We start from the raw sequence: 14,971 nt of genomic DNA on the forward strand, positions 1-14,971 counted from the left end.
GGCGCTGGAGCTGGGCGGTAGGGAGCATCCAGCGAAAGTGCGTGGGCGTCGAATGATGATCCCCTAGAAAGCGTTTCGCCCCGAGGGGCCAGACACACCATCGCTGGTGTCGGGAATGCCTCGGGGCTGACGCCGATCACTGTACACCGGTCGCAGGCCATGCGGCCTCGGACGCGTCACCGCCGGGGCGCAGCCTCGACGAGGCGGGTGCTCAACCACTGTCGGTCATGCGCGGTGATGAGCTGGAACAGGTTGGCGCGTGCACCGTCCTGGGTGATGACGACCGTCGTCGACGGGGGCTGCGCGGACTGCGGACGGCGCAGCGTCACCGTGATCGCCGCTCCGCTGGGCGCATCCACACTGCCGTCAGTCACCACGATCGAACCAGGCAACAAGGTGGGCGGCCGAACAGAGAACTGTTGCGGTGCACCGTGATTGCCCAGGCTGGCCCATGGTCGAGGATCGGTGACGTACAGCGCCACCGGAAGGCCGGACAACGCCAGCCTCGAGACGATGCCCACCTGGAACTGGCCGGTGCCGGTGACGGTGACCCGTACGGGCTCCGGCGACGCCAACCCGAGATACACCGGCTCGCGATTGCGGTTGAAGCCGATGGGCACCCCGGCGGCCGCGGTCGTCCACCGCAGCGATGTGAGGTCCTCCCAGGACAGCTGCCCCTGGGGCAAAGCGAACCGTGACTGGTCAAATCCGGTCACCGACAGGGCCGAGGCGACTTTGCGGTGCAGGCCGTGGAATCCCGCAAGTCCCGGCAGCGGGTTGCGGCCCGGCTTGGCACTGCTGACCACACCAACCGCGGCGTCGATCGTCACAGACTGGCTGCTGGGGTCGCGCACCGTCATCGTCACCCACGTCGCCTTGGACGCCAACGACGGAAGGGCATCGAGCACCCGTGCCAGCTGCCCAGGTTCAACGGCGTACACCGCACGGAACCCGTCGGAGTGCTCGGTGGCCGTCCAATGCTCGCGCCGAACCGTTGCCGACGCCGGCGCGAACGTCGGAACCTCGTCGACCTCGGTCAGGGTGGCCAACCATCCCTGCTCGCGCAGCTCGGCGACCAGGCGGCGCTCCACGGTGTCGGCCAGAGCGGTCTGCTGCGGCGTCGAGCCGTCCTCGGCTCCGATGCCGGTTGAATCGGCTGTGGCGTGGCCCATCGTGGTGCGCCGGGCGGTCAGTGCCCCCACGTTGCTCTGAGCGCGCAGCGTGTACGTGAGCCAGGTGTCACGGTGCTGTGGAGTGCGGCCGGTCAAGAGCGCGGCCGCGTCGGTGCGCAGACCGCTTGGCGGCGGGGTCCTGGTGAGGGCGCTGATGGTCAGCTCGTCGGCGCGCACGCCGTAGCGGTCGAGCCAGCTGGTAATGAACCGCCATGGCAGCTGGTCGGCGGTGTCGGCGGGGGTGGTCAGGGCGTGCGGGTGCGGACGAAGGTGGATGACGACCCGTGCTTCCAGGATGTTGGAGCCCCGCGCCGGCGCGTCCGGCGTCTCGGGTGCGGTGTCGCCGCGACTGGTGACTCTGCGGCTGCGCAGGCGCCGGTTGAAGGCCGACATCGGCGCCCAGCGGCGCACCGTCGTGGATACGTGCTGGCCATGCCAAGACCCCAGGAACGCCAGGATGAGGGCGACGCCGATGGCGTAGTGCCACCACTGCGGTGTGCGTCCTGGCGGCAGGAGAGCGGCCCACCCCAACAGCAATAGCGACACCAGGACGGTCAGGCGACGCCAACTCGGTACCGCTGGGGCGAGTCGGCCTCGGGTGCGGTCAACGGGAGTTGCCACGGCGCATTCCAATCATGGTGACGGCGATGATCGCGACGGCGACGACGAGGAGGCCGCCGCCCAGGGCGATCAGGCGGGGCAGTCGGTTGTCCGGTGGCGGCGGTGCCGGCGGTGCGACGCGGACCACCGGCATGTTGGCCGGGACCTTCTCCCCGTCGGGGATATTCCAGGTGAGTGCAGCAACCGGGTCGATGACGCCGGCGCCGACGACGTTGGACGGCGCGCGGGCGGCATTATGGGCCGACGCAACGATGCGGTTGACGATCTGGCGGGCCGACAAGTCGGGGAACTCCGAGCGGACCAGAGCTGCGACGCCGGAGACGTATGCGGCGGCAAAGCTGGTGCCGTTGATGGGGACCAGAGGTTCCTTGGTGGAGGGCTGGCCGTTGACGAGGCCGGAGTTCGGCGCGTTGCCCAGCGACACGATCTGCTCGCCCGGCGCAGCGACGCCGACCCAAGGGCCGGCCATGGTGAATCCCGAGGGCTGGCCATCGGGGGTCAGCGAGGCGACCGATAACACGTAGGGCTGCCAGTAGGACGGCGTGGAGATCGTGGTCGCGCCGGCCCAGTTGCGGGGATCTTGCGGGTTCTTGGGATCGGTGAGCGGATTGCTGGTGCAGTTGCCGCCACCGCCGGTGCCGGACCCGGACTCGCCGGTGTTGCCCGCGGCGGCGACGACCACGATGTCCTTGTCGATCGCCGCGTAGCGCAGCGCGGCGCCCAAGGCCGCCTGGTCGACCTGCTTGTACTGGGCGATGCAGTCCACGATCGAGATGTTGATGACCCGGACGAACGGAATGTCGGCGGCGTGACGGACGGCGCGAGCCAAGGTGGCGATGTCGCCGGCGGTCTTGACCACCTGCGGGTCACCACCGCTGGGCATGCGGGGTGCCCAGTGCGCTGAGGTCTGCCTGATCGACACGATCGACGCCTCGGGAGCGACGCCGGAGAAACCATCGGGACCGGGCTGGCCGGCGATGATGCCGGCCACCGCTGTGCCGTGCCCGTCCTCATCGACCAATCCATTGGCCGGCGGGTCGACGTAGTCGCCGCCGGGGTTGAGGTTGGGCAGACGCGGCTGCGGCGTGACGCCGGAGTCGATGACCGCCACGGCCACTCCCCTGCCCCGAGAGGTCTTCCACGCCTCGGGCAGATTCAGCATCGCCTGGCTGGGCGGGATGGCGGCCGGGTCGAAACCGGGCAGCGCACCGTTGAATGTGGGCGGTCCGTCGTTGTGACGCATTTCCTGCTCGGGTGAGGGTGGTCCGTCCGGTGGCAGGGCTGCCGGGTCGACGACGGGCTGAGTAAGGGCCAGCGCCGCCGGCGGCGGTGAGCACACCACCAGCAGAGCCACCGCCGCGGCGAGGGAACCGAGCTGTCGCAACATCAGATGGCCCCCCGGTTGCGAATGAGGCTGACCAGACCCACCAGCCACAGCAGTGAGGGTGCGATGGTGACCAGCAGAGCGTTCTCGAACAAGTCGAGGTAGCGGCGTTGCGGGATGGTCAGTTCGCGAGGCTTGAGCACCGAGGCGACCAGAAGGGCCATCGTCAGGCCCGCCACCGCCGCAGTCGCGTACATGCCGGCCTCCAGGTGCCCGGTCACGGCGAACGCCACCGCCAACGTCAGCGCCGTCACGAACGGTGCGGACAGGAACCACAGCGAGGGAACTGCCGAATCCCAGATCCGCATCCGCAGCACGGTGACAGTGATGGTGGCGATGACCAGCCACCACGCCAACAGGGGCGGCTGGTCGGGCAGCCACAGCACCAGTACCGAGCCGATGACGGCCAGGATCACCGAGGCAGCGATCATGCCGCTCTGGTAGGAGGCGCTGATCGCCGTTTTGCGGGGCAGGTCCTCGATCTCGGCCAGTGAGGATGGTGCCGGAGTCGGCTCACCGGGAGCGGGGACGTTGGGCAGCGGGAATCGGGCCCACACCGCTGACGCTGTGGGCGCGTTGAGTGCCACCAGCAGCGAGATGGCCAGCACCCCGCACCCCAGCGACAGATATGGCAGGTGAGCGAGCATGCGCACACCGGCGGCCAGTGCCACGGTGGCCGACACGGCGATGATCGCGGTGTAGGTGGCCACCCACGACGTCGTGATGGTCAGCAGCAGGATTGACCAGGCGACCAAGCCGGCGGCCGCCAGGAACACCCGCGGGGAGGCAGCGTCGCCGGGGACGGCAGCGGCCAGGGCCAAGGCCAAGGGAACCGTGGTGGCCACCCCCATGCGGCCCGCGGCGACTGCGTTGCCGCGACGGCGCAGCAGAACTGTCGCCAGGATGTACACCACCGACAGCGCGCCGAGGGCGCCGGCGGCCCACCACTGATAGCCGCGGTGCCAGCCGTCGATGGCCAGACCGCACACCAACGCACCGAGCCCAAGGACGGCCGCTTGGGCGACCATCGGCAGCTGGGCATGGGTGAACGGTTTGAACTGGCGGGCCGAGTGGATCGCTGACGCATCGGCGATGTCCTCGACGACCGGCGGGGCGGCCGGGCCAGGCGGCAGCTTGCAGAGGATCAGCTGCTCGCCGTCGTCGATGGCCAGTGTTTCCAGCGTGGCGTCGAGACTGAACGGCGTGCCGCCCAGGGGCGCAAGGGAATACGGGCGCGGCCCGGCGGTGACGTCGTCGGGTTCGAGGGCGTCGTCATCGCGCCCGGATACCAGGGTGGCGCGGATGCGCGGAATGAGTTCGCGGATCGCCAGTGTGGTGGGCAGTGCGAGGTCGGCGGCCGCGCCGTCGCCGATGATCGCGACGCGGACCTGCCCGGTGGCAGAGGCCGGATCCATGGTCAGTATCTCCCCAGTTCTTCAGGACGTTGACGTGGTTGACGTGTCGGGTAGTATCGGGCGATCGAGGCGGCCAGTCCCGTCACCGCCTTGCGTGTCCGCTTGGTCATCCGGTCGAAGCTGATGAAGCCACCTTCGTGCAAGTGCGCGTCATAGGGGACGGTGACGACCTCTTCGACCTTCTCACGGAACCTGGCCTCGGCCTCTTTCATATCGACCGCGGGTTTGTCACCACTGTTGGCGTTGAGCGCAATCACAGTGCGCGGCAGCAGATTACTGAAACCATGGGCCTCAAGCCAGCCCAGGGTTCGCCAGGCCCCGTTGAGGCCGGGAGCGTCGTTGGACGACACCACCACAAGGCAGTTGACCTGCTTGGCGATCGCCGGGAACAGATTCGAGGTGATCGACGTACCGCAGTCGAGCAGGATCACGTTGTAGTGCGCGCGCAGGATCTTCATCGCTGACTCGAAGTCCTGGATGTTGAGGCGGTAGTTGGAGCGCGGATCGTTTTGCGAGGACAACATTTCCAGCCGGTCAGAGTTCTGCACGGTGAACACCCGCACGTTCTGATAGCTGCCGGCGCTGGGCAATGCCGCCAGGGCCTCGATGTTGGCCTTGGGCCCACCGTTCTCCTCGAAGCGGGCCGACAGATTGCCCAAGTCGGTATCGACGTCGACGACGATCACCCGATCGCCGCGTTCGCGGGCAATCGCGTTGCCCGCAGAGACGGCCATGGTGGTCTTGCCGACCCCGCCCTTCGAGTTGACGAACGCGACGACGAACACGTCGAGCAGAGACGCCGTGATCGCGCGGATCTCCTCTTCAGCGCGCAACTGCTTGGCGCTCGGACCCGGTTTGACGAGGCCGAACGTCATCACCGACACAGCCTTGCGCCAACCAGTGACCGGAGTGCTGCGCTGCGAGGGCCCGAAGGCTTCTGAGCTTTCGTCACTGACGTAGCCGCCGCCGCCGAAGGGCTCCCCTGCCCCACCGAAGGCATCGGCGAACGGCTGGGCTGGCGAGGCTGAGCCCTGCTCCAAGGGCTCCGGCGGCCAAGCATCATGAGGCACCGCAGAATTCGGCCCGGACGGTGGTCCGAAGAAGTCGCCCACGCCGGGATCGTGCGTCGCCTGTTCACGGGCAGCGTCCATCTGCTGGCGAGACAGGATCGTTGTCTGTTCGGTGATGTCCGGCGCGCCCTCGCGGCGCTGAAAGCGCGGGTTGGGCGCCGGTGGCGGCCCCGCCTGACTGGGTCGGTGGGACGGCTGCTGATGACGGGGCTGGGCGGCGGAATGCTGCGGCGGGGTCTGTTGCCCGGCCGGCGGCGGTGGCTGCTGGGCTGCCGGCGGAGCTTGAGGCGCGGCAGAGGGCACCGATGGCGCGGACGGCTGCGCCGGAGGCGGAGGCGGAGGTGTGCGCCGCGCCTCCTCACTGCTTGCCTGGGAGGCTGGCTGCGCCGTTGGTGGCACTCCCCACGGCTGCGCAGACGAGGGGGCTGCCCGATGTGATCCGGGCTCGGACGCAGATGGGGCAGCGCCGTGGCGTTCGTCGCTGGTGGACTCCCCCGGACCAGGTTCATTGTCCGGGGAGAAGAAATCAGATGGTGTGCTCATCGCAGTTCGTTATCCGTTTCTGTCGAATCGTCAGATGTCGTAGTTCTCGTCAGGAAACCAAGTGCCGGAGGGCAATCGGGCGGTCAAATCGCGGATCGCCATGGAGATGGCGAATGGTTCACCGGGGGCGAAGATCGACACTCCCCCTTCGCGCGGCTCTCCAGCAGGCGGACTGACCAGAATGAGTCCCACCTCTGTGCTGATGAGATTCACGCTCACATCGGTCTGCTGGCGGCCACTGTCGCCGGCGTCATGGGCAGTCAACTCCACGGTGATGCGCTTGCCCGTGCGGGCCAACTCCATGACATCGGCTGCGCGCGCGTCGATCCCGAGGTCGGTGAGCGTCTCTGCGACGTCGGCTCCACGAGCGATGCGCTCGTCGATCTGTCGCCCGACATCCATGGGCAGCTCGAACTCCTCGAACTGCGCCGGGGGCTGATCCTGCGGGAGGCCCGCAGTAATGATCGGCACGACGGCCTCGCTGTGGATCAGCTGAAGCGGGGTGAACGTCACCATCTGCGCGTACCGCAAAGCGACGACCGCATCCGGCGGTGTGGTCCTGGCAAGTACACCCCGCAGCATCTGGTCGGCGTCGACGACGGTGTACCACTCCAGCCATTGGCGGGGCCTGCAGACAGTCCGAACAGACTGCGCCACAGACGGTTTGACGCGGCCCTCAGGGTCCATTACCCCCGCTGCGGTCAACTCCTCGATGCACTTGGCGTTGAACGGCTCACGTTCGGCGGGATCGACATAGGCGCCGGTGATGGCGAGCTTCCAGGGATACACGCCGGCGCCGAGGTAATCGGCCAAAAAGAACGCCTGGTAGGCAGTGACCTCAACTGCCTCGAACCTAGCCATCGTCGTCACCACCGGTAACGGGAGGGGTCGCCCGCTCCAACTCGTCGAGCACGGGCTCCAGCGCTCGCTCGGCGATCAACGACATCGACGTATTCCACCGCTTCTCCTGGGCCCGAAGCCGTTTGAGAGTTGAGCGTTTGAGTCGAAGCGTGGTGGCGCTCTTCTCGTCCTGGTCCAACATCTGCTGGGACAGCTCTTGGACAAGGGCGCCGCCGGCGCTCTTGGCTTCCGTCGTCGCCATGTGACTCACCCCTTTCTTGCTGGGTCTTCACCCGCGCGCTCGCAGTAGAGCACACAAGATGGACACGGCAAATAGATTGCATATCCGGCTCACCCCTACGGTGCACGCGACTAGGCGCGGCATCCGCGTGATTACAGTCTGCCCTGATGCGGTACGTGCATCACGCACCACAGCAGACGAAGCGGAGCCGTAGGCGGTATGCGCGTAAGAAGCGCATACGCGCATAGGCACCGCATACGCGGGTATGCGGAAGCCGCATATGGCGTGCCGCCGGTGTCCCCAGTGAGTGCGCGGCCAGCGATGTCTGGCAGGTGTCCATCGGTGGTGCCATGCTCGACCCCAATGAGCGAACTCGGCTCCCCTCCCCCACTGCGGCTACGCACCCCATCACCCCGGCATCAAAGCGTCACGTGACGATTGGTCGAACGTGACAACGGATAGCGAAGTGGCCCCGGTGATGCAGCCTGCATCACCGGATCGGCCGACACGCCCCGCAATTGCTTGTCGGTGTCACCCTCTCAACCTAATCTAATACCGGTATTACGGAAGGAGTCACGCCAGTGACCGACACGACCACCACACGGCCCGTCCGCCGCCCCGTCAAACCCGGCGGACGCAAGACGGCCAACCGATTCGCCAAGCTGGCCGGTGGAGACGCCGCCACCGAGGCCGACCTCTCCCCCGCAGGCGAGTCACCTGTCCCCGACACCGGCCTCATCGGCGGGATGTCCACGGTCGCGCACGACGAGGCGCATCGCGTCGTGAACCTCGCCGTCGCCGAGATCGCCCCGCATCCGTTCAACAACGAGGCACGCTCCCAGCCACAGCCCGACGACCCCAAATGGGTCGAGCTGCTCAACGGCGTGCGCGCCAACGGCGTGCGCCTACCAGTGCTCGTCGTCCCCCGCGAGTCGTTCGCTGCCGCGAGACCCGCTGCAGCAGAGAGCATTTCGCCGGACGCCCGATACGTCCTCATCTACGGACACCGGCGCCGCGCGGCCGCACTGGAAGCCGGACGCGAAACGGTCCCCGCCGTCGTCGACGACGCGATCATGGACAACAACGGCGACCTCGACGCCATGGCCACCGAAAACCTTGGCCGCCAAGACCTTTCCGACCTTGCCGAAGCAGACCTTTATGCGCGCTATTCCGAGATGGGACTCTCCCAACGGGCGATCGCCGAACGGCTGGGCGTCGACCAGGCCACCGTCTCTCGCCGGCTAGCTCTGCTGCTGCTGGCGCCGGAAGTCCGCGCTGCGGTCGATGACGACAAGCTCGCCGGGACAGAAGCCGCCGCGATCGCCAGCGAACTGCCCTACGGACCCCTGCGGCGGTGGCAGAAACGCAAGGACCCCGAGCAGGACACCGACCAGCGCCGTACCGAACAACTGGAGGCACTGCGGCTGGTTCAAGAACGGAAGTGGACAGCCGCCAACGCCGCCAAGCGAGTCGTCGCCGAACGTGACGCCCGCGCCGAAGCGGCGGCCCTCGGCATCGACCTGATCGACGATCCGGAGGCCGAATTCGGCGCCGGCTACGCCGAGCGCCGCGTCAGCAGGGACCAACTGTCGGGCGACGCCCAGATCGTCGGGGCCATCAATCCCAACACCGGAACGCTCGACCTGTACACGCGAGCCAGTGCGCCAGAAACCGACAGCACGGCGGCCCCGGACACCCCGCCGGCTGTCCCAGACAAGCCCGGAAAACAGCAACCGGCACCGTCCGCAGACGCCGACGATGACGCCGACGATGATGACGACGGCATCGCCGGCGCGGCGGGGGAGCAGGACACCGAACCGACTCCCCAGGACCGCGAAGCGGCGGCGATCGCCGAACAGCGCAAGGCCGACGACGCCGCCGCAACCGCCGCCCAAGCCCGCCGCAGAGAAGCCTGCGCCGCACTGATCACCCACCAGCCATCCAACGCCGATCTCCTCAAGGTATTGGTCCGGCAGGTGCTCTCCGGGGTGGCAGCCCGCAGCCAAACCTCGGCGGTCAAGGCGCTGCTGCGGGACTGGGACGCCAGTGCAGACGGCACGGGGGAGAAGGCGCGCAACGCCCGCGCCTGGCACCACGCCGTCGCCGCAGCGGAACTGCACACAGCCGAACTCAAAGGCAACACCTGGGACGACGACGCCGTTGCCCACCTCGACGTGCTCATCGAGCGGGTCGGATACCAGCCCAGCGAGTGGGAAAACCGCCAACTGACCACCGCGCGCGCGTGATGCAGACTGCATCACCCGCCCCAGCCGCCCCGCGTGATGCAGCCTGCATCACCGGGCTCACCCGTCACGGTGATGCAGGCTGCATCACCGCCCCTGCTACTTCTAGCCGCCAGGAGAACCTCTGACATGCCCACTTACACCGTCGCCAACATGTCCGGAAGCGTCGGCAAGACCACCACGGTGGTCACCGCCGCCGTGCAGCTAGCCGCCTCTGGCCTGCGCGTACGCGTCATCGACCTCGATCCACAGGCCAATGCCAGCACCTGGCTCGGCCATCCCGACATCAGCGGAACCACCATCGCCGACGTGCTGCGCCTCGACGCCACGATTGACGACATCGAACGACCCGCCCGCGTCATCCAGGGCTACACCGACGACGGTGACCCCGAATACACCGACGACCCGGACGGCCTGATCGACAACCTCACCATCGTCCCGGCCGCTCGATCCACCCTGGACAAGCTGATGGTGGAGCTGCCAGCTGTGGTCGGGGGAGTGATGCGCCTGCGCGACGCCCTCGAAGCCGCAGCACCGGTCGACGTCACCCTGATCGACTCACCGGGATCCAACAGCGCGCTGGTGACCACCGCGCTGATCGCCTCCTCAGTCGACGAGGGCGGCCCGGAGGGCGCCTGGGGCCTCATCACCTGCACCAAGCCCGCAGGCAAGGAATCAGAGGGCATTCAAGCGCTGTTGCGTGAACTCGCCGTCGTCAAAAAGACCTTCCGCATCGACATCCCCTTGCTGGCCATCGTTCCGTGCGCCGTCCCGGCCAGCGGTGCGGTCTACCGCGAACAGATGGAATACCTGCAGGAAGGCTTCGGCGACAAGGTAACCCCCGCTGTGCGCCGCAGTTCCATCGTCGATGAGGCCTACACCAACTACCTGCCCGTCCCGCTCTACGGCTACCGCGCCAAGGACGTCGCCAAGGACTACGACAAGGTCATCACCCACATGAAGCGCCACGGCATGTTCCGCCCCGCCGCCATCAATGCCTGACCGCGGCGACACCACGCCGCCGCTGCACGACCCCGCCAAGTACAGCAAGCTCAACGTTCCCGCCGAGCTGCACCAACGTGCCCGCGCCGCGGTGCGCATCGTGCGGCGGGTCACCGGCCGGCGCTACACCATTGCCCAGTTCGTCACCGAAGCCTTCGTCGCCCAATTAGCCGTCATCGCCCGCGATTACAACGGCGGCCGCGAAATCTACCCCGACACCGAACCCCTCGAACGCGGAAGGCAGTAGCGCAGGACGGGCCAAACCAACCGCCCGCGAACAGCGCCGCTCACGCGATCACCGTCGGTGTCGCTCGCAGCCCCGATCATGAGTGCACGCAACCATGACGAGGGGAACGAATGGGATCAGAGCGTGCCGATCCAGACGCCGAACACGACTGGGCCGACCAGGAATACAGCGCCGACCGCTACCCACCGCAGCCGCCCCCCATCCCCGCCGCCGTTCGCGCACCCCTGGACTACTCCTACAGCGCCACCGAGCTGATGGCCGCACTGCCGAGGTCTGAGGCCGTCGACGTCGATGCCCTCCCTGCCGCCCTGCAACACAAAGCCCGCATCCACCGTGACGACCTCGACAACATCATCGAGTCCCAACACCTGACCACCCACCCTCGCAGCGAGGTCGCATGGGCCCACATCGCCCGAGCACACCGCTTCACCGCGCCGATCGCCAAGTACGGCGCCCCGGCAGCCGGCGTCGTAGCAGCGCTCACAATGGCCGCCACACGGTGGCATCACCCCGCAGCGCCCACAACCGACATCCTCACGGCCGCAGCGCCGTTCGACTACATCGCCGCCGGTATCGCAGCGGCCGCGCTGCTGACCTGGTGGGGCCGCCGGCGCTCGGCAACCTCCCCGAGCTGGGTCTACAACGACGACGAGTTGAAAACCCTCGACGCCGCCTCCATCGACTGGCCCGCCGTACCAGAAGAACTGGACCGCTACGCCAACGGCGACGTCCTGCGCCGAGAATGGCACGGCACCTGGCTGGCCAGAATCCAACCGGGCGCGGCGGCACTGGTCTGGCGCGAACCACACCTGGTCGCAGTGGCTGCACTGATCGCACGCGACATCCAGGCCAGCCCGACCTGGAACAGCGAGCTGCTCGACATCCACCGCGTCCGCGTCGACCTCAATCGAACCCTGCGCGACGTCTATCTACGGGCACACCGAATCTGGCGCGCCCGCGCCAACCTCGTCACACCGACGACCAAGGACCCCACCGACCCAGTGGCCCGCCGCAACGCCGAGATCACCGACGCCGCCGACGACGCGTGGAACACGCTGGTGACGCTGGTGCGCCAACTCCAGAGCTACCGCCAGGCCCTCATCCCCGTCGACATCATCCGAGCCGAGATCGCAGCGCTGCAACAGAGCAGCATGCGCATCAGCGACGACGCCGTCCGACAGCTGCACGTCGATGCCGCCGGCAACGAGCTGCACGCCGGCGCGCTCGGCGCCGCCACCCGCGAGCTGGCCGACCTCAACGCCAACCTCGCGGCGCGGCTAGCGACGCTGCGCCACAGCCTCACCACCGCGACCAACGGACTCGCCCTACGTGCGCCATAACGCCCCAACCCCGCAACGAAAGCGCGCCATGACTCACGACACCCTCGCCGTCAACCACCGCCTGATCGGACTCGAGGCCACCGACTCAGATCCCCCCTCGGATGTCCGCCGATTCTCACCCCGCCACCCCGCACAGGAGACCCACCAGCTCATGGCACCCACCACCATCACCTTCCGCACCGACCGCGGAGTGATCTCCTACAGCGCCCTGGAACGGCCGCAGTCCGACGAACCCGGCGGCATAGCCGGAGGCCTGCTGGGCGGCGAACCTGCCCTCGTCGCCATCGTGCGCGAAATCCTGGCCGGCAGCCTGCCCAAGTCAGTCCGCGTCGCCGAACCCAACCTCGACTACGTGTTCACCCCCGGCCGCGACACCGCCGCCGACGTCGCCGCAGCCATGCTCGTCGCCGGCAACGGCAGAGGCAGACTGTCCGACGCTGGCTGGGATGCCCTCGACGCCGCGATGACCGACCAACCGGAACGCGGACCCGACAGCCCCGCCATCCACTGATGTGCCGCGCAGTAGTCGAGGGCGGGCGTCGCTGCCCCTGCACCCGTGGCGATCGGCGCCGCGCCTACCAACGGCTGCGCTACGCCGCTCGCCAAGCCGCCGCAACCGCCACGCAGGACGCGCACACCGACACAGCCGCCCAGACCGCCCCAGCCGAGTCCAGCCTCGCCGCGGAGGACCGGCGCGCCGAGACGGCCGCCGCGGTCGACGCCGCCTTGGCCGCGCTACGCGAACACAGCGACGATCCCGCCGTCGGCGAGGCGTACCTCGCGGCAGTCCTGGACCACGGCACCGTCTTGCGTGACACCGCCGCCCACAAAATCGAGCAGGCCTATGCCGCGCGCGGCCTCGACGACGCCGCGGTCGAGGCCGAAACCGCAGCCGTCGCCGAGGAACTCAAGCGTCTCGAAGACGAATGGGCCGAAACCCGCAAGCACTCCAACGACCATCTCACCGCCGACGGCGCCTCGTTCACAGCCGACGGCGCGGCAGCAATCGACGCCGCTCGCAACGCCTACGCCGCGCGGAAGCAAGAGATCTACCGCCGCGCCATGAACCGGTCCAAGGAAATCAACGAACAACGCATCGAGATCGCCAAACAGGCCTACTACGACGAACTCTCACAGGAGAGGCAGTTCGGCGGCCCAGCGGCGGCCGCGTTCGTGCCCACCAACACCAAAAAGATGACCCGCGCCGACCGCGCACTGTTCACCAGCTGCGTCGGCCTGTACCCCGACGAGATGGTCGAGCGCGCCGCCGGACTGGGCGACATGCTCGCCAAACGCTCCAAGGCGCGCGCGCACTACAGCGCCGGCGCCGCTCAGCGCAGCCGGCGCAGCCACACCGAGGTGTTCGACCTGGAAGATGCGTTGCAATCCGGGCGATTCCGGTTCAATCACTTTGTCAGTTCGCCCGACGAGGCGGCCCGCGGCGGCGGCGGAATCCGCGATCGCTACAGCACCGGCCGCGCCTTCGTTGCGCGCACCCAGGACAACGAACGCAAGGTGAGGGAACTGGTCGCCCGCCACAACGAAGGCCGCCGCCAACACGCCACCATCGAATACGCGACCATCGAGCCCGCCGACGGGGGAGAACCCTACGACGTCATCTACGTCAAGGGTCCACGCAAACGCGTCGTCACCGAAGTGACCGGCGTGAGTGCCGAACTGACGTTCAGCGATTCCTCTTCGATGACCCACGAGCTGGGCCACCGAATGGAGGACCGTAACCCCGAGATCTCCGTCGCCACCAAGGCCTTCCTCAAACGCCGCACCGCCGGACTGGCACCGGAGCGCTACGCCAAAGGGGAGATGGTCGTCGCCGACGGCTTCGCCGATCGCTACATGGGCAAGGACTACCCAGGGCATCACACCGAACTGCTGTCATGCGGCATGGAGGCCATCACCCACGGCCGTTTCGGAGGACTCACCGGCCGGCCCACCGCCTTCCTGCCCGGCCCCGGCGGGCTCAGCCTCGCCGACCGCGCCAACCGACCCAAAGCCGACCCTGAGCACCTGGCGCTCGTCCTGGGCCTCCTCGCGGTGGCCAACAAACGCCTCGACTGAACCAACCAGCCAGCCTCGGGGCACACGCGCGAGGAGTCGGGGACAAGGAAACACCTGCTGACGGGCCTATCACCATGGCCGGGTGGTCGTGATGGCCTCGGGCTCCACCCACAATTGCAGCGGAAGGTGAGCCACCCCGTTCGTGCTGGTCGCCGGTACGCACACCCACGCGAGCCAGCCGCCGTCCGCACGGCGCACCCAGGCCCGCAAGGTCCCTTCCATCCATGGCTCCAGGCGCAAGCCGCCACCCTTGACCCACAGCGGTAATTGGTCTTGACGCCGTCCGCACGAGCCAAGGCCGGGGAACACTCGCAGCATGTCGATCCACACCGGCCGGCGGTCGACCCGGAACAAGGTGCGATAGGGACCGGCGGCCGACCAGCCGGTGAAGTCGGGCTCGGTCATGGCAGATGATCCGCCGCCCGGTGTGCACGCATGTTGCGCTCGTCGAAGGCCAACGCGACGCATTCTGACCCCTGCTCTGGGGTGAAGTGAGTGTGATCGCAGGTCACGCACGTATGCGTGCGGTGCGAGCGGCCACATCCGCACGCCTGAGTACCGACCAGCACCGCCCTCGGGCCCAGCTCGGCACCACAGGCGCGACAGCGGGGGGGTCGCTCTTCAGCCCACCCGCGCGCCGTCTTACGCAGCCGGATGCGTGACTCCGGGTCGAGAGGCGTCACCACCCACTCGAGAATACTAGAACGCATGTTCGATATTTCGGGAGGTGGCGGGCCGCGAGGCTCACCCCTCTGCGAGAGCGTGAGCACAACGCCT

At 68.0% G+C, this 14,971-nt stretch carries 13 protein-coding genes; 6 read left to right on the forward strand and 7 right to left on the reverse strand.

Annotation, left to right across the window (positions count from 1 at the left end):
• Nucleotides 1-176: 176 nt before the first annotated feature.
• The 6 genes from MYCSM_RS34700 to MYCSM_RS34725 are packed head-to-tail and all read right to left on the reverse strand — an operon-like array spanning nucleotide 177 to nucleotide 7,307.
• A complete protein-coding gene (locus tag MYCSM_RS34700; RefSeq protein WP_015298219.1) occupies nucleotides 177-1,793 on the reverse strand; it encodes a Protein of unknown function (DUF2984) in 1,617 nt (538 codons plus the stop codon).
• Nucleotides 1,777-3,180: a type VII secretion-associated serine protease mycosin gene (mycP, locus tag MYCSM_RS34705; protein ID WP_015298220.1), complete on the reverse strand. Its 1,404-nt coding sequence runs from the start codon at nucleotides 3,178-3,180 to the stop codon at nucleotides 1,777-1,779. Before mycP ends, MYCSM_RS34700 begins: the two co-directional genes overlap by 17 nt.
• Nucleotides 3,180-4,592, reverse strand: a complete 1,413-nt coding sequence (gene eccD, locus MYCSM_RS34710) for a type VII secretion integral membrane protein EccD (RefSeq protein ID WP_015298221.1) — start codon at nucleotides 4,590-4,592, stop codon at nucleotides 3,180-3,182. The genes mycP and eccD overlap by 1 nt, the downstream gene beginning before the upstream one ends.
• Before the next feature lie 2 nt (nucleotides 4,593-4,594).
• A complete protein-coding gene (locus MYCSM_RS34715; protein ID WP_041316230.1) occupies nucleotides 4,595-6,205 on the reverse strand; it encodes an AAA family ATPase in 1,611 nt (536 codons plus the stop codon).
• A gap of 30 nt (nucleotides 6,206-6,235) precedes the next feature.
• Nucleotides 6,236-7,066 carry an ESX secretion-associated protein EspG gene (locus MYCSM_RS34720; RefSeq protein ID WP_015298223.1) on the reverse strand — a complete coding sequence of 277 codons (831 nt, stop codon included), beginning with the start codon at nucleotides 7,064-7,066 and terminating at the stop codon, nucleotides 6,236-6,238.
• Nucleotides 7,059-7,307 carry a hypothetical protein gene (locus MYCSM_RS34725; RefSeq protein ID WP_015298224.1) on the reverse strand — a complete coding sequence of 83 codons (249 nt, stop codon included), beginning with the start codon at nucleotides 7,305-7,307 and terminating at the stop codon, nucleotides 7,059-7,061. Before MYCSM_RS34725 ends, MYCSM_RS34720 begins: the two co-directional genes overlap by 8 nt.
• A 560-nt stretch (nucleotides 7,308-7,867) precedes the next feature.
• Here MYCSM_RS34725 and MYCSM_RS34730 point away from each other — a divergent pair.
• The 6 genes from MYCSM_RS34730 to MYCSM_RS34755 all read left to right on the forward strand — a co-directional run bounded on the left by MYCSM_RS34730 (nucleotide 7,868) and on the right by MYCSM_RS34755 (nucleotide 14,194).
• Nucleotides 7,868-9,532, forward strand: a complete 1,665-nt coding sequence (locus tag MYCSM_RS34730; RefSeq protein WP_015298225.1) for a ParB/RepB/Spo0J family partition protein — start codon at nucleotides 7,868-7,870, stop codon at nucleotides 9,530-9,532.
• A gap of 126 nt (nucleotides 9,533-9,658) precedes the next feature.
• Nucleotides 9,659-10,531 (forward strand): ParA family protein, encoded by an 873-nt coding sequence (locus tag MYCSM_RS34735; RefSeq protein WP_015298226.1) that lies wholly within the window; start codon nucleotides 9,659-9,661, stop codon nucleotides 10,529-10,531.
• Nucleotides 10,524-10,778: a hypothetical protein gene (locus MYCSM_RS34740; RefSeq protein WP_015298227.1), complete on the forward strand. Its 255-nt coding sequence runs from the start codon at nucleotides 10,524-10,526 to the stop codon at nucleotides 10,776-10,778. Before MYCSM_RS34735 ends, MYCSM_RS34740 begins: the two co-directional genes overlap by 8 nt.
• A gap of 110 nt (nucleotides 10,779-10,888) precedes the next feature.
• Nucleotides 10,889-12,118, forward strand: a complete 1,230-nt coding sequence (locus MYCSM_RS34745; RefSeq protein WP_015298228.1) for a hypothetical protein — start codon at nucleotides 10,889-10,891, stop codon at nucleotides 12,116-12,118.
• A 28-nt stretch (nucleotides 12,119-12,146) separates the two neighbouring features.
• Nucleotides 12,147-12,629, forward strand: a complete 483-nt coding sequence (locus MYCSM_RS34750; protein ID WP_015298229.1) for a hypothetical protein — start codon at nucleotides 12,147-12,149, stop codon at nucleotides 12,627-12,629.
• Nucleotides 12,629-14,194 (forward strand): hypothetical protein, encoded by a 1,566-nt coding sequence (locus MYCSM_RS34755; protein WP_015298230.1) that lies wholly within the window; start codon nucleotides 12,629-12,631, stop codon nucleotides 14,192-14,194. Before MYCSM_RS34750 ends, MYCSM_RS34755 begins: the two co-directional genes overlap by 1 nt.
• A 69-nt stretch (nucleotides 14,195-14,263) precedes the next feature.
• On the opposite strand, the gene MYCSM_RS34760 is transcribed toward MYCSM_RS34755, so the two are convergent.
• Nucleotides 14,264-14,599 carry a hypothetical protein gene (locus tag MYCSM_RS34760; protein ID WP_015298231.1) on the reverse strand — a complete coding sequence of 112 codons (336 nt, stop codon included), beginning with the start codon at nucleotides 14,597-14,599 and terminating at the stop codon, nucleotides 14,264-14,266.
• Between the last annotated feature and the right edge of the window lie 372 nt (nucleotides 14,600-14,971).

This window comes from Mycobacterium sp. JS623, assembly GCF_000328565.1.
Classification (GTDB): domain Bacteria; phylum Actinomycetota; class Actinomycetes; order Mycobacteriales; family Mycobacteriaceae; genus Mycobacterium.